Source organism: Stenotrophomonas sp. S39 (genome assembly GCF_016624665.1).
Lineage (GTDB): Bacteria > Pseudomonadota > Gammaproteobacteria > Xanthomonadales > Xanthomonadaceae > Stenotrophomonas.
Window position 1 is genome coordinate 14,009 of the sequence record NZ_JACVTT010000009.1, and the last position, 18,227, is coordinate 32,235.

Sequence of the window (18,227 nt, forward strand, 5' to 3'; positions counted from 1 at the left end):
GACGAACGGCAGGCACGATCCTGGTGCGTGGTGAACGCAGCCATCTGCCCATCTTCGAGTGGAAGGAACCCCGGTGCGCGAGAGAGTCATCCGCTTCAATGAAGCCCAGGCACAGCGATTCTGTACCCGGTTGTGGCTTGAGCTGACCGTGGCAGGCCGAAGTCTCTGGTCGGACCCAGGCCTTTCCCCGGCAACGCAGCTCAACGGCCTGAAATGGGTGAATGAGATCCAGCACCGCGTCTGGGGCGCGTATTCCTGCCCTGGCGAGGGAAAGCTGTCCGTCCTGCTTGACCAGATCGTCGCAGCCTGTGAGCAGGCCCCCGAACTGGGAGCGGCGCTGCGGAGTGCACTGGATCGGGCGGTGGACGCTTCGGAAGACGTCAATGATGCCCCGCATCCATAAGTCGACCGTACTCCGGCTGAGCATTGCAGGCGCCATCCTTCTGGCCGGCGTGGTCGCCTATCCGCTCGCTTGGGACAGCTGGCAGTCCCAACGTCTCCAGGAGCGCGAATTCGTCGCTGCGGATGACCTCGACCAGCAGGCCATCGTGAGGGCGCTGCTGATCCGGGAACGGGACCGCGCCTGTCCCACTGCGGCGACCTGCCCGCCCCCCCTCATCCACTTTGACCGGCGCGCCGCAACGCTTCGGCCCATCGGTGCGCCCGGTGCATGGGCGGCGTACGAGATCCGGACCCTGGCGCCGGAGGAGGCTTTGCGGGACAACGGCGATGCGCCACTTCCGCCGCCGCTGGACGAACTGCTGCGGCGGCTGGTGCAGCGCACGGAGGTCAATGCAGACCCGGCATTGCTGGGCATTGTCTATGTGACCGAGCCCGCGCGCCTGCCTGCGCTGGGTACGCCCCGCGCGTGCGATGGACCGAGGCTCCCCATGCTGCTGAGGATCAGCAGGGCGGCCGTGCAGGCCTCTCAGGGGGTGGCACTGGCGCTTGTGGTGCCGACCTACTGTGATCGAAGTGGGAACACGTGGGTGGCGAGGCTGCAGCGAACTGGTACGCAGTGGCAGGTTGTCGAGTAGCCCAGCTCTACCGTGGTCGGACGTCCCGTGTAGAGCCGAGCCCATGCTCGGCTGCGATAAGTCGGATGCAATGCAGCCGAGCGTGGGCTCGGCTCTACCGTCATCAACGCCCGGCCAGCTCCTCGCGCACGATCTGTGCGCCGGCACTGAGCGCCCGCAGCTTGCCGCGTGCCACCTCACGCGACAACGGCGCCATGCCGCAGTTCGTGCACGGGTAGAGCTTGTCGGCATCGACGAACTGCAGCGCCTTGCGCAGGGTGTTGGCCACTTCTTCCGGCGTTTCCACCGTGCTGGACGCCACGTCGATGGCACCCACCATCACCTTCTTGCCGCGCACCAGCTCGATCAGGTCGATGGGCACGTGCGAGTTGTGGCATTCCAGCGAGATGAGGTCGATGCTGGACTGCTGAAGCTTCGGGAACGACTCTTCGTACTGGCGCCATTCCGAGCCCAGCGTCTGCTTCCAGTCGGTATTGGCCTTGATGCCATAGCCGTAGCAGATGTGCACGGCGGTCTCGCACTTCAGCCCTTCGATCGCGCGCTCCAGGGTCGCCACGCCCCAGTCGTTCACCTCGTCGAAGAACACGTTGAAGGCGGGTTCGTCGAACTGGATGATGTCCACGCCAGCAGCCTCCAGCTCCTTCGCTTCCTCGTTGAGGATCTTCGCGAATTCCCAGGCCAGTTTTTCGCGGCTCTTGTAGTGCGCGTCGTACAGCGTGTCGATCATGGTCATCGGGCCGGGCAGCGCCCACTTGATCGGCTGTGCGGTCTGCCGCCGCAGGAACTTCGCATCCTCGACGAATACGGATTTCGGACGGCTGACCGCACCGACCACGGTCGGCACGCTGGCGTCGTAGCGGTTGCGGATGCGCACGGTCTCGCGCTTGTCGAAGTCGACGCCGTCGAGGTGTTCGATGAAGGTGGTGACGAAATGCTGCCGTGTCTGCTCGCCGTCGCTGACGATGTCGATGCCGGCGTGCTGCTGTTCCTGCAGGGACAGGCGCAGCGCGTCGTGCTTGCCTTCGGTCAGTGCGTCATCCTGCAGCTTCCAGGGCGACCAGAGCTTTTCGGGCTCGGCGAGCCAGGAGGGCTTGGGCAGGCTGCCGGCGGTGGAGGTGGGCAGTAGTTTCTTCATCGTGTATGGGGTCTTTGTCCTGGGGGAGGGAGATGCGATGGATCAGCGGGCAGCCCACTGCTCAAGCACGGCGCGGTAGGGCTTGATGAAGTGCTCTTCGGTGAACCTGCCCTGCTTGACTGCCAGCTGGCTGCGCTCTTCGCGGTCGTAGACGATGCGGGTGGACGAGTAGTCCTGGTGCTTCAGGCTGGGCTGGTAGACCTTGCCGGCCACCGAATTGGCGTTGTAGATCTCCGGGCGGTAGATCTTCTGGAACGCTTCCATGGTGCTGATGGTGCCGATCAGTTCCAGGTTCGAGTAATCGCCCAGCAGGTCGCCCTGGAAATAGAACGCCAGCGGCGCGACGCTGCCCGGCGGCATGAAGTAGCGCACCTGCAGGCCCATCTTGTCGAAGTACTGGTCGGTGGGCGAGAACTCGCCCTGGCGGTACTCCACGCCCAGGATGGGATGGTGGTTCTCGGTGCGGTGGTAGGTCTTGCTGCTGGACACGCTGATGCAGATCACCGGTGCCTTGCTGAAGTTGGCGCGGTAGGCGTCGGACTCCAGGAAGTGCTTGAACAGCTTGCCGTGCAGATCGCCGAAGCCTTCGGGAATGCCGAACGTCGCCTTGCCCTCGTTGCTGGCCGGCAGCACGACGCTGAAATCGTAGTCGCGCACGTAGGACGAGAAATTGTTGCCGACGATGCCGTCGGTGCGCGTGCCGGTGTGCGTGTCGACGATGGTCGGGCGCAGCACTTCGATCAGCGGGAACGGATCGCTGCCTTCATCGCCATCGACGTGCATCTCCACCGAGATGATGTCCAGCTCGACCGCGTAGCGATCCGCGCTGGGGTTGTCCCAGTGCGCCAGATCGTTGAAGCGGTTGTTGATCATGCCGATCGTGTTGCGCAGGTTTTCCTGGCGCGAGGCGCCGCGGGCCAGGTTGGCGAAGTTGGTGGTGATGCGCGTGCCGTCGGCCGGCTGGTAATCCTCGTTGAAGGGGATGCGGGTGATGCGGAAGGTGAAGGCGTCGGTAGTCATGGGCGGCGTTCCGGTTACTTAGAGGGCGTCAGCGGTTTCGGCGGGCACGGGCGCTGGGCGGTGGGACAGCGCCAGCAGGGGCAGGGCCCGCTGCACGGCCAGGTGCGCCCGCTGCAGCAGGGCCTCGTCGTGCACGCGGCCGTCGGCGAAATCCTTGTCGGTGGCGTAGACGCCCAGCGGCAGGGTGCGTGCCTGGAAGAAGCTGAAGAGCGGCCGCAGCTGGTGGTCGATCATCAGCGCGTGGCGCTCGCTGCCGCCGGTGGCGGCCAGCAGGGTGGGGGTGTCGACCAGCGCGTCCTGGTGGATGAAATCGAAGAAGTGCTTGAACAGGCCGGTGTACGAACCGCGGTAGACCGGCGTGGCGACCACCAGCACGTCGGCCTGCTCGACCGTGGCCAGGGCCTGCTCGGCGGCGGCGGGAAGCTGCGAGCGCCACAGGGCACCGGCCAGCTGCGGGGCCAGGTCACCCAGTTCGACCAGGTGCGGTTCGCTGGGCACGTGCCCGCCGATCAGGTCCAGCAGGTGTTCGCACAGGGTGGCGGCGCGCGAGGGGCGCTGCAGGCCACCGGAGACGGCGACGATACGGAGGGGGCGGTGGGGAGAAAGCATGACCCGATGCTAGTCAGCCCTTTCCATGACGTAAAATGGTTTTACTTCACACATCCATGAGCGGGGCTCATCGAAATGCTGGAACGAATCCACCTGAGCATCGTCCAGCAGGTCGAACTGCAGGGCTCGCTGACCGCCGCCGCCGGCGTGCTGAACCTGACCCAGTCGGCGCTGAGCCACAGCATGAAGAAGCTGGAGCAGCAGCTGGGCACCGATGTCTGGCTGCGCGAGGGCCGCAGCCTGCGCCTGACCCAGGCCGGCCAGTACCTGCTGGCGGTGGCCAACCGGGTGCTGCCGCAGCTGGACCTGGCCGAGGAACGGCTGGGCCAGTTCGCCCAGGGCGAGCGCGGTTCGCTGCGCATCGGCATGGAATGCCACCCCTGCTACCAGTGGCTGCTGAAGATCGTCTCGCCGTACCTGGCATCGTGGCCGGACGTGGATGTGGACGTGAAGCAGAAGTTCCAGTTCGGTGGCATCGGTGCCCTGTTCGGCTACGAGATCGACCTGCTGGTGACCCCCGACCCGCTGTTGAAGCCGGGCCTGACGTTCGTGCCCGTGTTCGACTACGAACAGGTGCTGGTGGTGGCCAAGGACCATGCGCTGGCCAAGGTGGAGTACGTGAAGCCGCGGCAACTGACCCAGGAAGTGCTGATCAGCTACCCGGTGCCGTTCGAGCGCCTGGACATCTACAACCAGTTCCTGCTGCCGGCCGGGGTCACCCCGCGCCGCCACAAGGCCATCGAAACCACCGACATCATGATGCAGATGGTGGCCAGCGGCCGCGGCGTGGCCGCCATGCCGCGCTGGCTGGTGGAGGAGTACGCGGCGCGCATGGACGTGGTGCCGGTGCGCCTGGGTGCCAAGGGCATCCCCAAGCAGATCTACCTGGGCGCGCGCGAGGCGGACACCGGCATCGACTACCTGCAGGCCTTCGTTGAACTGGCACGGGGCAGCTCGATCGCCGGCCCGCTGCGCGGGGCCAAGTGATGCCTGCAGCCACCACGCAGGCTGCACGCGCCTTCATCGATGCCTGTTCGCTGGAGGTGAGTGCGAAGGCCATGCCCGCGTTGCACGCCGAAGCAGCCCGCATCGCACCCGGCACGACCATTTCCATTCCTTACCTGGCCAGCGAGGACGACGACGCGCGGATTGCTGCCGCGCGCCGCGTGCGCGAGCTGGGGCTGCAGCCGATGCCGCACCTGTCGGCACGCCGCATCGGGTCGCTGGCGCTGCTCGAGCGGTTCATCGCGCGTGCGGTGGGCGAGGCCGGTGTCGAACAGTGCCTGCTGGTTGCCGGTGATCTGGCCACGCCCGCCGGCCCGTTTGCCGACAGTGCGTCCCTCATCGACACCGACCTGCTGGAACGCGCAGGCATCAAGGTGGTTGCCGTCGGCGGGCACCCGGAAGGCCATCCGGTGATGGGCGATGACGAGCGCTGGCAGGTGCTGGAGCGCAAGTGCCAGGCCATCGCAGCACGTGGCATGGCGCCGAAGATCATCACCCAGTTCGCCTTCGATGCCGACATCGTGCTGGCCTGGCTGGATGCGCTGCGCGCGCGTGGCATCGGCCACCCGGTGCTGGTGGGTGTGCCCGGGCCGGCCAGCGTCAGCCGCTTGCTGCGCTATGCGGCGATGTGCGGCGTGGGTGCCAGCGCATCGATGCTGGCGCGGTATGGCATCTCGATCGGCCGGCTGCTGGGTACCGCCGGTCCGGATGTGTTCGTGGATCGCCTGGTGGGAGGCCTGACCGAAGCGCATGGGCAGGTCAGCCCGCATCTGTTCCCGTTTGGTGGCATCGCGCCGTCGCTGGACTGGGTGGCGCAGTACCGCGTGCGCGTGGGTGCTGGGCGGCGTTGACCTTTGGACCGCCTCGCTCATCAGCTACAGGTTGGGATAGATCACTGTCCACTGGATGATGCTCAGGTTGATCAGACCGTGCACAACCGCCCGTTGCCACGTGTCCAGCGAAAATGTGTAGATGCACGCGCAGATGATGATTGAGAACAGGAAGGCCAGAATCCTCGCATCGGGGTGGACCCATGCGAAGAGAAGGCTGACAGCAACCGACGCAACGATCCTGCCAAGGTAGTGCGCAGCGCCGGTGAGAAGGAGGTGTCGTACCACTTTCTCTTCGAACAGCGGAGCCGCAACACAGCTCGTAAACACGCCCAGCAGGTAGTAAGCGAGTGGAATCTGATCCCAGGTCAGGAACTGCGAAGTATTGCGGCTGGGGTACCCGATAAAAGCAATCCACAGCGCGCCACCGAGCATGCCAAGCAGCACGACAAGTACTGACGTCCTTGCGGTCCAGCGTGCCCTTGGCTCGTTCGGGAACATCCATAAGCACACGAGAAAAGCAGCCAATTCCGTCAGTGCTTTTGAGCCGAATACGTCGAGCGCCTCGAGGACGAAATGGCCCAGGCCCACTGCAAGGGTCGCCATCCCCGCGGCGAAAACCCTGTTCTCAGGCTTATCTGCGGGTCTCCACGTCAAGGCTTGGAGGAAGGTCATGCCGATTTCTCGTTGAAGACGTTGACCCATGATGTGCCAACGCTCACCGTGCCTGCCTAAGCTGGACGCTTGGCGGCTGCACGGTGATAAACGAGCAACACGAAACCCACACCGGGAAATCCAACAATGGCTGCTTGAGCCGCTTCCCGCTAGATCGACCACCGATACATCAAGAGCAAGCGTTTCATCGCTTGCCCCGTCCGCGAACCTACTTGCCTGCGTGCTGGGCTTGGGTCATTTCAACGCCCTTTTCCGCACCGCGGCTCTGCGCGAAATCGGGGAAGGTCTTCTCGATCGAATCCTTGTCCGGCAGCACGTAGAACACGCCGCCCTTCTCGAACGTCGACTGCACGACCTGCTCATAGAAACCGGGGCTGACATTGATGCAGCCATGGGTCACGCGATTGTCGTCCGGCGTCGGCGTTGCCAGCCGCTCGGCACGCTTTTCCTTCGGGGTACCCGGCGGCAGCGGGTGCATCGAGACGGCGGAATCGTAGTCCACCCACAGCACGCGGCCGGCGTCGTCGGACGGGCCGTAACCACCAATGAAGCGGCCTGCAGGGGTCGTGCGGTCGTGGCCGGGAATCGCGCTCAGCGCGACCTTGGCCACGTTCGGGGCGGAGTGATCGCCCTTGGCCGAACCAAACAGTGCGGGCGCAGCGCCGCGCAGTTTGCCGTCGCTGCCGAAGACCAGCACCTGTGCGGCGGCCTTGTCCATGATCGCGAACGGATAGCCCTGGCTGTCCTTGCTGGCGACCACCCAGCCGGCGAGTTCGATCACCGTCTCGGACACCTCCTGTCCTTCCGGCAGCTCATCGACGGCAGCCGTGGGTTGCGTAGCGGCATCCTTGGCGCCCTTGGCGCTGGCCACGCCGGTACCGGCCAGAGCCAGCGCAAGGGTCAGCGCGACGCAGGCGGTGCGGATTGCGGGGGATGTGTACGTACGGATGGCGCGATTCCTCGAATGAATACGGTGACTCAAGGGAACCAGTGGCCGGGGGAGACCACTGGTTCCCGGTTCAGCTTAGCCGCGCGGGGTGCGGCGGGGAGCGGATTCGAGCTGCTGCACGCGACCTTCGATCTGGTCCAGGCGCTGGTTGGCCTGCTGGGCGGACTGGTTGGCGGACTCGGCGCTCTGCGCCGCGCCCTGGACCTTCACGTCAAGCGCGTCGAGGCGCGTGTTGACCTTCGCGAAGTCTTCTTTGTAGCTGGCGCACGCGCCGAGGCTGAGGGCAAGGATTGCCACGCCGAGGGGACGAGCGATCTTCAGGTGCTGCGTGGAAAGGGTCATTGCATTCCCTCCTTCGTCTGGGGAGTCTGGAATATAGCGGGCTTTTTGTTAGTTCCATGAATGCCTTTTCAGCTGCAGTTTGCGGACGTGCAGACACTGTGAAGAGCGCGCAGTCATGTTCGATTTGCCGCGAATTCAGCTGTCTGCGATGCACATGTGCTAACGCCGATGACGCCTGAATGAGTGGAGTGTTCGCTGCGCGATGCCATCGCATGGCGCAGATGCATCGCCACGTGCGTGCTGCGCAGCCGTTGTGCATTTGTGGCGAGCAGAGGCCGCTGATAGCCTGATCAACTGCACATCCTGTTGCTGCATCAATCAACGCGTCGAACGTATCGCCAGCACACTGCCAGTGCGATCAGGAATGTCATCGGCAGCGACCACGCAATCCAGGTTGACAGCTGCCGGAACAGTGCCGGTCCGTGCAGGATGCGATCGTAGTACGAGGCGTCGAGCAGCACGAACCCATGCGGCAGGAACACGGTGATGATCGGCGTAGGCACCGGCGCTGCCAGCAGGGCGAACACGAAGGCCAGCAGCACGACGACAGCGGCCGAGCGGATGCCCCTGCGACGCAGGGCGCGAAGCGCGATATGGAGCGCAAGCGCAAACGGTGAAGCGAGTGCTGCCCAGAGCAGCAGCACACCGGCAAAGGCGAGGATGTGCGGCATGCCTGCTCCCAGGTGGTGTGACCGATCAGCGGGGTGGCGGTGCGACGGGGCAGGCGACAGTGGCTTCAAGCCGGTAATCGCCGGGGAAATCCGCAGGCAGCGGCCGTCCCGACAGATAGCCTTGGACAGGCGTGATGGCGCCTGTTTTACCCGCGCCACCCTTGTCGGTGAAGTCATCGGTCACGTCGATGATCGACTGGTCACCGCGGACCAGTTGCAGCGTTGCCGCGTCGTTCGGCACGGCGGCCAGGTAGTACCGTCCTACGATCAGTTTCGGAGCGCAGCAGTCGACGGAGTAGGCCAGGCGGGATGCCTTCGGCGTGCTGCCCTTGAGGGTGCTGACCACGTTGATGCGCCCATTCAAAGTGCTGTACCACGGTCGCCCGTCGGTAACCTCGAGCGACATGAGCCGGAACACGTAAACGTTGCTGGCGCCGCGCAGGTTGTCCATGAAAGTGGGCGCGTCCGGCGGCGGACAGGCCAGCGCCGCCATGGGGGCGGTAGCCAGCGACAACAGGAGTGCCAGCCTTGCTGATGGGAACGCCACGTTGCCTCTCATCCTTGATGAACCTGCACGAGGCGCAGCGTAGCGTGGCCGGTGGCGGCGGTACAGCAGCCGGCCCGTTTCCACTCGCCTGCTAGACTGTCCGCCCCCTGCCTCATGGATGGATGCATGGCTGTCCAGCGCCTCAAGCCCCTGCCAAAGAAGGACATTGCAGCGTTGCGTGCGCGCTGGACCCCGGACCTCGTGCCGAACCTGTCCCATCCACGGCGCAAGCATGACTGGCGCGACAAGACCATCAGCAACCGCCACTGGGAACCGTCGCCGTTCGGCACAACGGCCGATGGCCGGCTCGACTATCGCGGGTTTCCTTATCCGGTTCCGCATTACCAGAACCTGCAGTCCGTGGATCTTTCCCATGCCCAGGAGAGCGGCGGGGCGACCTTCCTGACCTACGCCGTCATGCAGGACTGCGATTTCACCGGTGCAGCGCTGGGGAACGTTTCGGAAACGCTCATCCGTTGCTGCTTCAATCGGTCCGAGTTCATCCATGTCACACTCGGCGGCACGTTCGATGGGTGCAGCTTCGTGCAGGCAAAGCTGCGCAAGTGTGGGTCAACGGCCACCTTCACTGATTGCGATTTCCGCGATGCCAACCTGTCAGGCACGGATTTCTCGCGAGCGCGCTTCGTGCGCTGCATCTTCGATGGCGCCAGCTTCAAGGGCTGCGACCTGCACAAGGCGGTGTTCGTCGGGTGCCGGCCCAGCGAGGAGCAGCTGGCCGCCTGCTACGAGAACGGGGGCATCCGCTTCGAGGATGACACTGGCCAGCAGGTAAGCGTGGAGACGCCACCGGCAGCGGAAGATCCGGTGATCGAGGCGTGGGACCGGCTTGCGCAGCGGCTGGCGGGCCAATCCTAGGCATCGCCGTCTGGGCATTGCTGCCTGCGCCCTTGGCACGCGGGCGTTCCAGGGCCACGGCCCACGTTTGCTATCATGCGCGCCAATGGCCGCCCGCCCGATGCTGATCGTGCGCCTGCGCATCCTCCTTCCTCGAAAGGGGACGCCTCTGCGGCCATTCGCAGCGAAACCTTGCCCGGCCAGGCGCCGCCTGCCACCCGGGCCCCCGTACTGATCGAATAAGGAAGGCCGGCCGCATGCCTGCGGTCGTAATACATGAAATCACCTGCAACTTCGCGTCCCGGGTTGATCCCGGTGCTGGCCCTTCTGCTGGTCGGCCTCAACCTGCGCCCGGTGCTGGCCGTGGTCAGCCTGCTCACCGATTCCATCCGTGCCAGCAACGGCATGAGTTTCGAACAGATCGGCTGGCTCACCAGCCTGCCGATGATGGCCATGGGCCTGATCGCCATGGCCGGTGGCCTGGTCTATCGCCTGGGTTATCGGCGCGGCGTGGCCATCGGCCTGGCGCTCACGGCGGCTTCGGCACTGGCCAAGCTGGCCTCGCATGAACCGCTGTGGCTGATGGGCTCCAGCGTGGCCGCAGGCCTGGGCATCGGCATCGTGCAGTCGCTCATTCCCGGCTATATCAAGACCCGCTTCCCGCACCGCGTCGATCTGCTGATGGGCCTGTACGTAAGCATGATCATGGGCGGCGCGGCACTGGCCGCGGCCAGCGCATCGGCGCTGCTGCAGTGGCTGGACTGGCAGGGCACGATGGCGTTCTGGGCGGTGCTGGCCATCGCCGGCATCGCGCTGTGGCTGCCCAATAGCGGGCGTGCCGACGCACCGGCCGCCAGTGTGTCCGCCACCGCCGGCAAGCCCGCCGCCTTCCGGCCCTGGCAGCATGGACGCACCTGGTTGCTGGTCGTCCTGTTCTGCGTGTCCAGCAGCTGCTACACGCTGTGCCTGGCGTGGATCGCGCCGTACATGATGGAAGCGGGCGTGCGCGCGAACGAGGCCGGTTTCATGCTGGCGGCGTTGAGCCTGTCCGAGGTGGCCGGTGGCTTCCTCGTCTCCTGGCTGGCGCCGCGCTTCCGCGACCGCCGCGTGCTGCTGGCGCTGTTCCTGGCCGCCACCGCACTGACCTATGTGCTGATCGGCGTGGCGCCGATGTATGCCCCGTGGCTGATGATGTGCCTGCTCGGCCTGTCGATCGGCGGCCTGTTCCCGATGACCCTGATCCTGGTGATGGACCACTGCAGCCAGCCGGCCAAGGCGGGCATCTTGGTGTCGTTCGTGCAGGGCGTGGGCTATCTGGTGGGCGGCGTGCTGCCCTTCGTGGCCGGTTCGATCCGCGACACCGTGGGCGACCTCAGCGTGGCGTGGGTGGCGATGGCCTGCGTGACGGCCGCGGCGCTGGTGCTGGCGGCACGGGCAACGCCGGCCAGCGCGGAGCGCTTTGACGCGCGCTGATCGTGCATGATGCAGCGGCGTGGCGTCTGGCCACCCGCTGCCAGGGAAGGTGAATCAATGGATGGGATGCCGGCGCGGCAGATCCGCGCGCACTACGATGACCGCGTGATCCGCGTATACCAGGCCTACTCCGATGCCATCGCCGACAGTGCGCTGGAGCGGCAGACCTTTGTCTCGCCACCGTTCAAGATGGAACGGATGACGTGGATCAAGCCGTCCTTCCTCTGGATGATGTATCGCGCCGGATGGGGCGAGAAAGAGGAAGGCCAGAAGCGGATCCTGGCAATCGACATCCGTCGCGACGGCTTCGAGTGGGCGCTGAGCCATTGCTGCGACAGCCGTGCCGAGCCCGGGATGGATGCGGTGGCGTGGGAGCAGCTCAAGGCTCGCTCCCCGGTGCGCATCCAATGGGATCCCGAACGCGATCTGCTGCTGCGGCCGTTGCCCCACCGCGCGATCCAGATGGGTCTCGGCAGGGAGGCGGTGCGTGCCTATGTCGATGAATGGATTCAAGGCATCACCGATGTGACGGCGCAGGCACACGCCATCCATGCGCTGGTGGAGGCGGGAAGGATGGAGGAAGCGCAGTCTGCGCTGCCTCGCGAGCGGGCCTATCCCTGGGGTTAGGCGCAGCCGCTCAGCCTTCGTAGAAGTAACGGCGGCGATCACGCGACCACTGCTCGATCTCCGCCTGTGAATCCTCGGGCAGGCACTCTTCGATGTAGTCAGCGGCTTCGTCGGCGCCTTGCTGTCGCAGGTACTCGATGGTCTGCCCGGCACCGGCGCCCACCATGTTCTCGACATCGAAGCCGCAGCCGGTATCCATGTTCAGACCAAACGTAGCCAAGCCCGGCCACTCAGTGGCGGCCGGGCCTTCCAATGCCGCTCAGACTTCGGACTTGCGAAGCTCAGCAATGGCCGGAGGAACCTGCCCCAGCCACCAGCGTGGGTCGGCGCTTCCATCGCTGATGGTGCCGTCACGCTGCACGTAGTGACGTACATCGCGACCGGCTTCGCTGAGCTCACCTGCCAGCACGCGCTCAAGCCACTCCGCGCCATAGCGGAAGATCTCAGCGGCGACGCCACCCAGCGGATGGAACTCGTTTTCGTACACGCGAAGCTCCTTCGGTGCGCGGATGCGTTCGAAGTTGGCGATCGCGTCGGCCAGCGGGGTCAGTTCGTCGAACTCGCCGATGCCCACCAGCACCGGGCAGTGGATCCCGGAGACCTGGTTGGCCAGCGGCATGCGCTCGGCCAGTTCGCGGTCGAACGTGGCCGCGTCGGTATGGCCGGACATGTACATGTAGTTGGTCTTGAAGGTGGGCTGCGCCCGCTCGAAGATCGTGGCGAAGTCGCCGGTAACACCCTCGAAGCTGGCCAATGCCTTCAGGCGAGGCTCGCAGGTGGCGGCGCGATGGCCCCAGTAGCCGCTCATGCTGATGCCAAACATCGCGATGCGGTCTGCGTCCACTTCCGGCAGCGAGGACAGGTAGTCGATGTAGGCGCTGATGGCGCGCTCATAGTTGTCCAGCGTCACCACCAGGCCATTGGCGCGGGTCTCACCCTGGCCCGGTCCTTCGATGGACAGCGCGACCACGCCACGGGAGGCGTAGTAGCGATCGGCGGCGTAGATGTAGTCCTCCTTGATCATGTCCATCCCCGGGCCGAGGATGACCGCAGACGCGCCTTGGACCGGGCCAACGGGCAGGTGCAGCAGGGCGTACAGCGTCTTGCCCTCGAACGGAATCTCGACGCGGCGCACGCGGCCCTGGCGCAGTGCGCCGATGCGGGCGACGGCATGGTTGGCGTGCTCACGGAAGGCGTGCTTGCGCGGATCTGCGGCATCGAAGATGGAGTACTGCGCGCGGCCCCACATGACCGCTGCACGCACGTACAGGTCCGCCGCCGTCTGTGCGTGGCCATCACGGTCGTAGTGCGCTGCCTTGCGCTCGATCTCGCCGGCCACCGTGGCCCAGGCCTTGGGCAGCATGGCGCCGCTCTTCACCAGGGAAAACACCCGGTCGAAATCGGCAGGGTCGTGGCCCAGCTGGACCAGGGTTGCCTTCGCTTCGGGATGCAGGGCGTCGAACCCGCCTTGGGCCAGGGCGATATCCAACACCCAGCTTTGTGCTTCGGAACGTGAACTCATTGCGGTGTCTCCAGGAAAGGATGGAAGCGCGATGGCCATTCGCTAAGTACTAAACTAAATTCCGTGCGCTATCCTGTCAAACCCTGCCCAGCTACTGGTCTGTCATGGTTCATGCTGTCCCGCCTGCCGAACGCCCGGCGTTCGCCGCCCTGGCCCGTGCGGCCTATCAGCTCAGCGCGGCCGACGCGCGCCTGCGCGGCCGTGCTACGCGAGAGGCCGGTGCGCTGTCGATGACGCACGCCCGGGTTCTGAAGCTGCTGGACGAGCGCGGGCCCCTGTCGGTGACGGCGTTGGCGGAGGGCACTGAAACCTCCACCGCCGCCGTGACCCAGCTGCTGAAGGGGCTGGTGGCGGCCGGGTACGTGGACAAGCAGGAGGCGGCGGACGACCGCCGCAAGGTGAGGGTGAAGCTGACGCCCGCCGGTCGAGCGCGCCACCGGCAGCGTGAAGCGAACATCCAGCAATGGATGCAGCAGGCGCTGGCGCAGTACTCCGACGCCGATCTGTCGGCGGCCACGCAGATCCTGGGCCAGCTGGGCGCGCTCTACGACGTGCTCTAGGCCGCCCGCCGGGCTTTACAACATCGCGCCCATATTTATAATCGACCGGATGGTTAAATATGGAGCCCGTCGATGGGTCGCCGCAAAAGCATTGATCCGCAGCACGTCCTTGATGCCGCGGAGCGCGTTGTCGCCCAGGTGGGGGCGGCGCGGCTGACCTTGGACGCGGTGGCCGCCGAAGCCGGGGTCAGCAAGGCCTCGGTGGTCTATGACTTCCAGTCCAAGGCCGGACTCATCCAGGCCGTGGTTGAACGTGCGGTCGCCCGCGACAACGCCTTCAACCGTGAGGCGGCCAAGGGCTTCGACGAGGATGCGGTGCTGCGTGGGCGACTTGCTGCGGCCGAGCAACCCTTTCCCGAAGCATTCCAGCCGGTGGCCCTGGCGCTGTGCGCAGCCATGGCGCAGGACCCGCAGTTGCGCGCGCCCATCCAGCAGAACCAGGCGCAGATCCTGGCCGAGATCCAGCAGCAGGCCACGCACCCACGCAGCGCGTTGCTGGCATACCTCGCGCTCGAAGGCATGAAGCTGCTGGAGTCTCTGGACTATGTGCAGTGGCCGTCCGCGCAGCGGCAGCAGCTGCTGCAGGACATTGGCGCGTTGATCGACACGCCACCGCGCTGAACCCGTTCTCTCCCCCGAGGTAACCCTGATGAGTTCTTCCACCCTCTTCCTGACCGGAGGAAGCGGCTACGTGGGCCGCAATCTGATTCGCCGCCTGTGTGCAGACGGCCACCACGTACGTGCGCTGGTGCGCAGCCCCCAAGCCGCGGCAGTTGTAGAGGCGCTGGGCGCCCAACCTGTACAGGGTGATCTGCTCGACCCGGGTATCACTGAGGCGATGCAAGGCTGTACTGCGCTGATCCATGCGGCTGCCGACACCGACCACCGCAATGCCTCGCCCAGCCAGTGGCAGACCAATGTGGAGGGCACCCGCAACGTACTCACTGCTGCCCGCGCTGCGGGTGTTCCGGTGGCGGTCGTGCTGAGCAGCGAATCGGCGCTGACCAGCGGTGCGCCCCTGCATCAGGCGCGCGAAGATCATCCGTACCCGTCGCGCGCAGCAGGCGTCTATGGCGCCAGCAAGGCTGAAGCCGAACGGGTAGCACTGGCGCTGTCCACGCCACAGTTCGCGGTGAAGGTGCTGCGACCGCGCTTCGTCTGGGGCCGCGACAACACCACCGCGATGCCGTACCTGCTGCAGGCCGTACGCAGTGGGCGCTTTGCGTGGATTGATGGCGGGCACTACCTCACCTCCGCCACGCACGTGGACAACCTGGCCGAAGCGGTCAGCTGCGCGCTGACCCGTGGCGCTGGGGCGCGCATCTACCACGTCTGCGACGGTGCGCCGGTGCCATTCCGTCGCCTGATCGGTGCCCAGCTGCAGGCCCATGGCGTACAGCCGCCAGACAAGCAGGTACCCCGCGCACTGCTGCGCGTGTTCATCGGAGTGGACGACCTGTTCCGCAGGCTGCGATTGCCTCTGCGAGCACCCATGACCCGCCAGGAATTTGCGTCCTCTGCCGTGGAAGTGACACTGGACGACAGCCGTGCCCGCAGCGAACTGGGCTTTCGGCCGGTGGTCACGCTGGACGCCGGGATCGCGATGCTCAAGCGCCAAGTGGCCGACCAAGGCTGAAGCTCACCGAGCGGTAGGCGGCAGAGCCTCGCGCGGTGCGTGGCCGAACAGCCGACTGAACTCACGGCTGAACTGGGAAGGGCTCTCGTAGCCCACGGCGAATGCGGTGGCGGAGACGCTGGTGCCGCCCCGCTGCAGCAGGCGGCGTGCCTCGATCAGGCGCAGCTGCTTCTGGTACTGCAGCGGTGACAGACCCGTTGCCGCACGGAAATGCTTATAGAACAGTGCGCTGCCCATGCCTGCACGGCTGGCCAGCGCCGCCGCATCGAGTGGCTGCCTGAAGCCGCGTTGCAGGTGGCCAATCGCGCTCGCCATGCGGCGTGCCAGGGGGGAGGGCCGGACCATCGCCAGCAGCGCCGGCCCTGCTTCACCCTGCAACAGGCGGAACAGCAGTTCGTGCTGCAGGCCGGGCCACAGCAGCCGCTGGGCGTCGGGCGTATCCAGGGCCAGCGACAGTAGACGCTGCAGACAGTTCAGTACCGGCCTATCCAGTGCAACCACACTGAACGGCGCAGGATGGGGTGCCTCGCCTGCAGGTGGGCTGCCCAACTGGCCAAGCAACTGCCGCAGGACGCCCGTATCCAGCTCGACCACCAGCCCCAGGAACGGCGTGTGGTGGTCGCCACGCGACACCATCCCGCGCGCGGGAACCGGCTGGCGGGTAAGCAGTGCATTGCCGGCGCGGTACTCCAGTACCGCATCGTCCACCCATACCTGCTTGGCCCCCTGCAACACCGCTCCCACCGCGGGGCGGTACAGGGCCGGGGCCGGCACGCGTGTCGACCCTGTACGCGCCAGCCAGGCGCCCGGCAGAAGCTCCAGCAGCGGCGATGCATCTGCACTGCGTGCGCGCAGCACCGCCTGTGCCTGCAGTGCCAGTGCACGCAGCGTGGCCTGGTGATCTTCGGTAGCAGGGGAATCGGGCAAGGATCGTACGCGATTGGGCAAGTGCAGGCGGAACCGTGGGCGCAGCATGTCATGCCCCGGTTTACGAGACAAAGCCACGATGGACAATGTACACACACCCCGCACGATCGCCCTGGTTACCGGCGGCAGCCGTGGCATTGGCCGCAGCATTGCCCTCCACCTGGCCAGGCAGGGCAGCGATGTGTTGATCACCTACCAGCATCAGCAGGTGCAGGCCGCCGAGACCCTGCGCCAGATTGAAGCCTGTGGCGTGCGCGCCGCGATGTTGCGGCTGGATCTGGATGCCATCGGATCGCTGGAAACCTTCGCGGCGGCTGTGCGGGCGCAATTGCAGCGCTGGGATGTCTCCCACTTCCATCAGCTGGTAAACAATGCAGGGCTGCACGCACCCTCAGCGTTTGGTGAGATCCGGGGCGATGACATTGATCTGCTGTACCGCGTGCACTTCAAGGCGCCGTTGCTGCTGACCCAGTTGTTGGCGCTGCAGCTGGTCGATGGCGGCGCCATCATCAACATCTCCACCAGTCTGACCCGGCATGTGGCTGCGGGCAGCCTGGCGTACGCGGCAATGAAGAGCGCGCTGGAAACGGCGACCCGCTATCTCGCGGTGGAGCTGGGACCGAGGGGAATCGCTGTGAACTCCGTAGCCCCTGGCGCCACCGAGACCGACTTCTTCGGCGGTGCTGTGCGCGACGATGCCGCTGTGAACCAGTACGTGGCACAGCACACGGCAATGGGGCGCACGGGTCGCCCCGACGACATCGGCAAGGCCGTAGCAATGCTGCTGGCGGGAAGTAGCCGTTGGATCACCGGCCAGCGCATTGAGGCATCGGGGGGAATGCTCCTGTAGGCGATGAGGTGACTGGACGACGTCCGCTTCTGGTCGATAGCAGACTCTTGACGAAAGACCCTTCGCAGCTGCACAAGCGTGAAGGGAACCGTGTGCGAGATCTCCCCGGACGCCAGTCCTACCCCTCGACCACTGCAACCAAAGGTTCTCTGCCGTCGCGCAACCATAGGCGCAGCAAGAGTGAAAACCTATGGTTGCGCGTCTACACGGCCTCGACAGAGTTCCCTGAACAACAACTTCATTCATGTACTGGTCAGTTCAATATTCAGGGTCGATTTCATCAGCAAACGGATAATTCACACCTGTCGACCGCCTCTTCTCTCTCCCTCTCCCGGGGAGGCGGCCGGCGAAACCAAAAATAATTAAAGGTGTGTCCCGATGAACAAGAATTCGCTGCTTGCCCTGGGTCTGCTGGCTGCCCTGCCGTTCGCTGCATCGGCTGCCGATGGCCTGTCGTACAACTACGTTGAAGGCGGTTACGTGAACACCGATGCCAAGGGCGGCGACGCCGATGGCTGGGGCGTCAAGGGCTCGGTTGCCGTGCACCCGAACTTCTCGGTCTTCGCTGACTACAGCAAGCAGGAAACCGACACCTTCAAGAACGACGTTGACCAGTGGCGCATCGGCGCCGGCTACAACTACGGCATCGCACCGAACACCGACCTGGTGGCTCGTGTTGCGTACCAGAAGTTCGACATGAAGCACGGCCTGGACTTCAACGGCTACTCCACCGAAGTGGGCCTGCGCACTGCCTTTACCCCGAACCTGGAAGGCTACGCGCTGGCCGGCTACGAGGATTACAGCAAGAAGCACGGCATCAACCCGGAAGGCGAGTTCTACGGCCGCGTCGGCGCCACCGCCAAGTTCACCCCGAACTGGGGCCTGAGCGGCGAAGTGAAGCTGGCCAAGGCCGGCGACCGCGAGTGGTTCGTGGGCCCGCGCTTCACCTGGTAAGAA

The 18,227-nt window shown here is 65.4% G+C and carries 23 protein-coding genes; 12 read left to right on the forward strand and 11 right to left on the reverse strand.

Annotation, left to right across the window (positions count from 1 at the left end; translation table 11 throughout):
* Positions 1-73 precede the first annotated feature (73 nt).
* Positions 74-403: a hypothetical protein gene (locus tag IAE41_RS04540; RefSeq protein WP_200732255.1), complete on the forward strand. Its 330-nt coding sequence runs from the start codon at positions 74-76 to the stop codon at positions 401-403.
* Positions 384-1,037 carry a hypothetical protein gene (locus IAE41_RS04545; protein WP_200732256.1) on the forward strand — a complete coding sequence of 218 codons (654 nt, stop codon included), beginning with the start codon at positions 384-386 and terminating at the stop codon, positions 1,035-1,037. The genes IAE41_RS04540 and IAE41_RS04545 overlap by 20 nt, the downstream gene beginning before the upstream one ends.
* A 103-nt stretch (positions 1,038-1,140) precedes the next feature.
* On the opposite strand, the gene IAE41_RS04550 is transcribed toward IAE41_RS04545, so the two are convergent.
* Genes IAE41_RS04550 through msuE form a run of 3 tightly spaced genes read right to left on the reverse strand, consistent with a single transcriptional unit; the run spans position 1,141 to position 3,801 of the window.
* Complete coding sequence (locus IAE41_RS04550) at positions 1,141-2,172, reverse strand: methionine synthase (RefSeq protein WP_200732257.1); 1,032 nt, start codon at positions 2,170-2,172, stop codon at positions 1,141-1,143.
* 42 nt (positions 2,173-2,214) lie between these two features.
* Entirely contained in the window at positions 2,215-3,192 is a 978-nt protein-coding gene (locus IAE41_RS04555) for a DUF1852 domain-containing protein (protein ID WP_108757955.1), read from the reverse strand.
* Between the two features lie 18 nt (positions 3,193-3,210).
* A complete protein-coding gene (msuE, locus tag IAE41_RS04560) occupies positions 3,211-3,801 on the reverse strand; it encodes an FMN reductase (RefSeq protein ID WP_200732258.1) in 591 nt (196 codons plus the stop codon).
* A gap of 75 nt (positions 3,802-3,876) precedes the next feature.
* On the opposite strand from msuE, the gene IAE41_RS04565 reads away from it, so the two are divergent.
* Both IAE41_RS04565 and IAE41_RS04570 read left to right on the forward strand, forming a co-directional pair.
* Positions 3,877-4,788, forward strand: coding sequence for a LysR family transcriptional regulator (locus IAE41_RS04565; RefSeq protein WP_200732259.1), 912 nt, complete (start codon positions 3,877-3,879; stop codon positions 4,786-4,788).
* Positions 4,788-5,657 (forward strand): methylenetetrahydrofolate reductase, encoded by an 870-nt coding sequence (locus IAE41_RS04570; RefSeq protein WP_200732260.1) that lies wholly within the window; start codon positions 4,788-4,790, stop codon positions 5,655-5,657. The genes IAE41_RS04565 and IAE41_RS04570 overlap by 1 nt, the downstream gene beginning before the upstream one ends.
* A 24-nt stretch (positions 5,658-5,681) precedes the next feature.
* On the opposite strand, the gene IAE41_RS04575 is transcribed toward IAE41_RS04570, so the two are convergent.
* From IAE41_RS04575 to IAE41_RS04595, 5 genes are all read right to left on the reverse strand, one after another.
* Positions 5,682-6,311 carry a CPBP family intramembrane glutamic endopeptidase gene (locus IAE41_RS04575; protein WP_200732261.1) on the reverse strand — a complete coding sequence of 210 codons (630 nt, stop codon included), beginning with the start codon at positions 6,309-6,311 and terminating at the stop codon, positions 5,682-5,684.
* A gap of 208 nt (positions 6,312-6,519) precedes the next feature.
* On the reverse strand, positions 6,520-7,215 hold the full coding sequence (locus tag IAE41_RS04580; RefSeq protein WP_234458302.1) for a hypothetical protein: 696 nt from the start codon (positions 7,213-7,215) through the stop codon (positions 6,520-6,522).
* Between the two features lie 120 nt (positions 7,216-7,335).
* The gene (locus tag IAE41_RS04585) at positions 7,336-7,602 is read right to left on the reverse strand and encodes a hypothetical protein (RefSeq protein ID WP_079224744.1); all 267 of its coding nucleotides are present in this window, start codon (positions 7,600-7,602) and stop codon (positions 7,336-7,338) included.
* A 314-nt stretch (positions 7,603-7,916) separates the two neighbouring features.
* Positions 7,917-8,273: a hypothetical protein gene (locus IAE41_RS04590; RefSeq protein ID WP_200732262.1), complete on the reverse strand. Its 357-nt coding sequence runs from the start codon at positions 8,271-8,273 to the stop codon at positions 7,917-7,919.
* Positions 8,274-8,298: 25 nt separating this feature from the next.
* Positions 8,299-8,832, reverse strand: coding sequence for a hypothetical protein (locus IAE41_RS04595; RefSeq protein ID WP_200732263.1), 534 nt, complete (start codon positions 8,830-8,832; stop codon positions 8,299-8,301).
* 114 nt (positions 8,833-8,946) lie between these two features.
* Here IAE41_RS04595 and IAE41_RS04600 point away from each other — a divergent pair, with 114 nt between their 5' ends.
* The 3 genes from IAE41_RS04600 (at position 8,947) to IAE41_RS04610 (ending at position 11,775) form a co-directional block, all read left to right on the forward strand.
* Entirely contained in the window at positions 8,947-9,696 is a 750-nt protein-coding gene (locus IAE41_RS04600; protein WP_200732264.1) for a pentapeptide repeat-containing protein, read from the forward strand.
* Between the two features lie 255 nt (positions 9,697-9,951).
* A complete protein-coding gene (locus IAE41_RS04605) occupies positions 9,952-11,148 on the forward strand; it encodes an MFS transporter (RefSeq protein WP_200732265.1) in 1,197 nt (398 codons plus the stop codon).
* A gap of 57 nt (positions 11,149-11,205) precedes the next feature.
* Positions 11,206-11,775, forward strand: coding sequence for a DUF4291 domain-containing protein (locus tag IAE41_RS04610; protein ID WP_200732266.1), 570 nt, complete (start codon positions 11,206-11,208; stop codon positions 11,773-11,775).
* Positions 11,776-11,785: 10 nt separating this feature from the next.
* Here IAE41_RS04610 and IAE41_RS04615 read toward each other — a convergent pair whose 3' ends face one another.
* Together IAE41_RS04615 and IAE41_RS04620 are read right to left on the reverse strand one after the other, a co-directional pair.
* Positions 11,786-11,995 carry a hypothetical protein gene (locus IAE41_RS04615; protein WP_200732267.1) on the reverse strand — a complete coding sequence of 70 codons (210 nt, stop codon included), beginning with the start codon at positions 11,993-11,995 and terminating at the stop codon, positions 11,786-11,788.
* Positions 11,996-12,034: 39 nt separating this feature from the next.
* Positions 12,035-13,297 carry an alpha/beta hydrolase gene (locus IAE41_RS04620; RefSeq protein WP_200732268.1) on the reverse strand — a complete coding sequence of 421 codons (1,263 nt, stop codon included), beginning with the start codon at positions 13,295-13,297 and terminating at the stop codon, positions 12,035-12,037.
* Between the two features lie 104 nt (positions 13,298-13,401).
* Between IAE41_RS04620 and IAE41_RS04625 the strand changes: the two genes are divergently transcribed.
* The 3 genes from IAE41_RS04625 (at position 13,402) to IAE41_RS04635 (ending at position 15,493) form a co-directional block, all read left to right on the forward strand.
* Complete coding sequence (locus tag IAE41_RS04625) at positions 13,402-13,857, forward strand: MarR family transcriptional regulator (protein ID WP_200732269.1); 456 nt, start codon at positions 13,402-13,404, stop codon at positions 13,855-13,857.
* Between the two features lie 72 nt (positions 13,858-13,929).
* On the forward strand, positions 13,930-14,478 hold the full coding sequence (locus IAE41_RS04630; protein ID WP_200732270.1) for a TetR/AcrR family transcriptional regulator: 549 nt from the start codon (positions 13,930-13,932) through the stop codon (positions 14,476-14,478).
* A 28-nt stretch (positions 14,479-14,506) separates the two neighbouring features.
* Positions 14,507-15,493 carry an NAD-dependent epimerase/dehydratase family protein gene (locus IAE41_RS04635; RefSeq protein WP_200732271.1) on the forward strand — a complete coding sequence of 329 codons (987 nt, stop codon included), beginning with the start codon at positions 14,507-14,509 and terminating at the stop codon, positions 15,491-15,493.
* A 3-nt stretch (positions 15,494-15,496) separates the two neighbouring features.
* Here the strand turns inward: IAE41_RS04635 and IAE41_RS04640 are convergent, their stop codons facing one another.
* On the reverse strand, positions 15,497-16,420 hold the full coding sequence (locus IAE41_RS04640; protein ID WP_200732272.1) for an AraC family transcriptional regulator: 924 nt from the start codon (positions 16,418-16,420) through the stop codon (positions 15,497-15,499).
* 79 nt (positions 16,421-16,499) lie between these two features.
* Between IAE41_RS04640 and IAE41_RS04645 the strand changes: the two genes are divergently transcribed.
* A complete protein-coding gene (locus IAE41_RS04645) occupies positions 16,500-17,270 on the forward strand; it encodes an SDR family oxidoreductase (protein ID WP_200732273.1) in 771 nt (256 codons plus the stop codon).
* A 378-nt stretch (positions 17,271-17,648) separates the two neighbouring features.
* Complete coding sequence (locus IAE41_RS04650; protein ID WP_079224758.1) at positions 17,649-18,224, forward strand: Ax21 family protein; 576 nt, start codon at positions 17,649-17,651, stop codon at positions 18,222-18,224.
* Positions 18,225-18,227: the final 3 nt, after the last annotated feature.

What these genes read in the sequence shown, in the direction of transcription:
- IAE41_RS04545 (WP_200732256.1), top strand. Translation starts at nt 384, where the DNA reads ATGATGCCCCGCATCCATAAGTCGACCGTACTCCGGCTGAGCATTGCA.
- IAE41_RS04550 (WP_200732257.1), bottom strand. Translation starts at nt 2,172, where the DNA reads ATGAAGAAACTACTGCCCACCTCCACCGCCGGCAGCCTGCCCAAGCCC.
- IAE41_RS04555 (WP_108757955.1), bottom strand. Translation starts at nt 3,192, where the DNA reads ATGACTACCGACGCCTTCACCTTCCGCATCACCCGCATCCCCTTCAAC.
- msuE (WP_200732258.1), bottom strand. Translation starts at nt 3,801, where the DNA reads ATGCTTTCTCCCCACCGCCCCCTCCGTATCGTCGCCGTCTCCGGTGGC.
- IAE41_RS04565 (WP_200732259.1), top strand. Translation starts at nt 3,877, where the DNA reads ATGCTGGAACGAATCCACCTGAGCATCGTCCAGCAGGTCGAACTGCAG.
- IAE41_RS04570 (WP_200732260.1), top strand. Translation starts at nt 4,788, where the DNA reads ATGCCTGCAGCCACCACGCAGGCTGCACGCGCCTTCATCGATGCCTGT.
- IAE41_RS04575 (WP_200732261.1), bottom strand. Translation starts at nt 6,311, where the DNA reads ATGACCTTCCTCCAAGCCTTGACGTGGAGACCCGCAGATAAGCCTGAG.
- IAE41_RS04585 (WP_079224744.1), bottom strand. Translation starts at nt 7,602, where the DNA reads ATGACCCTTTCCACGCAGCACCTGAAGATCGCTCGTCCCCTCGGCGTG.
- IAE41_RS04590 (WP_200732262.1), bottom strand. Translation starts at nt 8,273, where the DNA reads ATGCCGCACATCCTCGCCTTTGCCGGTGTGCTGCTGCTCTGGGCAGCA.
- IAE41_RS04595 (WP_200732263.1), bottom strand. Translation starts at nt 8,832, where the DNA reads ATGAGAGGCAACGTGGCGTTCCCATCAGCAAGGCTGGCACTCCTGTTG.
- IAE41_RS04600 (WP_200732264.1), top strand. Translation starts at nt 8,947, where the DNA reads ATGGCTGTCCAGCGCCTCAAGCCCCTGCCAAAGAAGGACATTGCAGCG.
- IAE41_RS04605 (WP_200732265.1), top strand. Translation starts at nt 9,952, where the DNA reads ATGAAATCACCTGCAACTTCGCGTCCCGGGTTGATCCCGGTGCTGGCC.
- IAE41_RS04610 (WP_200732266.1), top strand. Translation starts at nt 11,206, where the DNA reads ATGGATGGGATGCCGGCGCGGCAGATCCGCGCGCACTACGATGACCGC.
- IAE41_RS04620 (WP_200732268.1), bottom strand. Translation starts at nt 13,297, where the DNA reads ATGAGTTCACGTTCCGAAGCACAAAGCTGGGTGTTGGATATCGCCCTG.
- IAE41_RS04625 (WP_200732269.1), top strand. Translation starts at nt 13,402, where the DNA reads ATGGTTCATGCTGTCCCGCCTGCCGAACGCCCGGCGTTCGCCGCCCTG.
- IAE41_RS04630 (WP_200732270.1), top strand. Translation starts at nt 13,930, where the DNA reads ATGGGTCGCCGCAAAAGCATTGATCCGCAGCACGTCCTTGATGCCGCG.
- IAE41_RS04635 (WP_200732271.1), top strand. Translation starts at nt 14,507, where the DNA reads ATGAGTTCTTCCACCCTCTTCCTGACCGGAGGAAGCGGCTACGTGGGC.
- IAE41_RS04645 (WP_200732273.1), top strand. Translation starts at nt 16,500, where the DNA reads ATGGACAATGTACACACACCCCGCACGATCGCCCTGGTTACCGGCGGC.
- IAE41_RS04650 (WP_079224758.1), top strand. Translation starts at nt 17,649, where the DNA reads ATGAACAAGAATTCGCTGCTTGCCCTGGGTCTGCTGGCTGCCCTGCCG.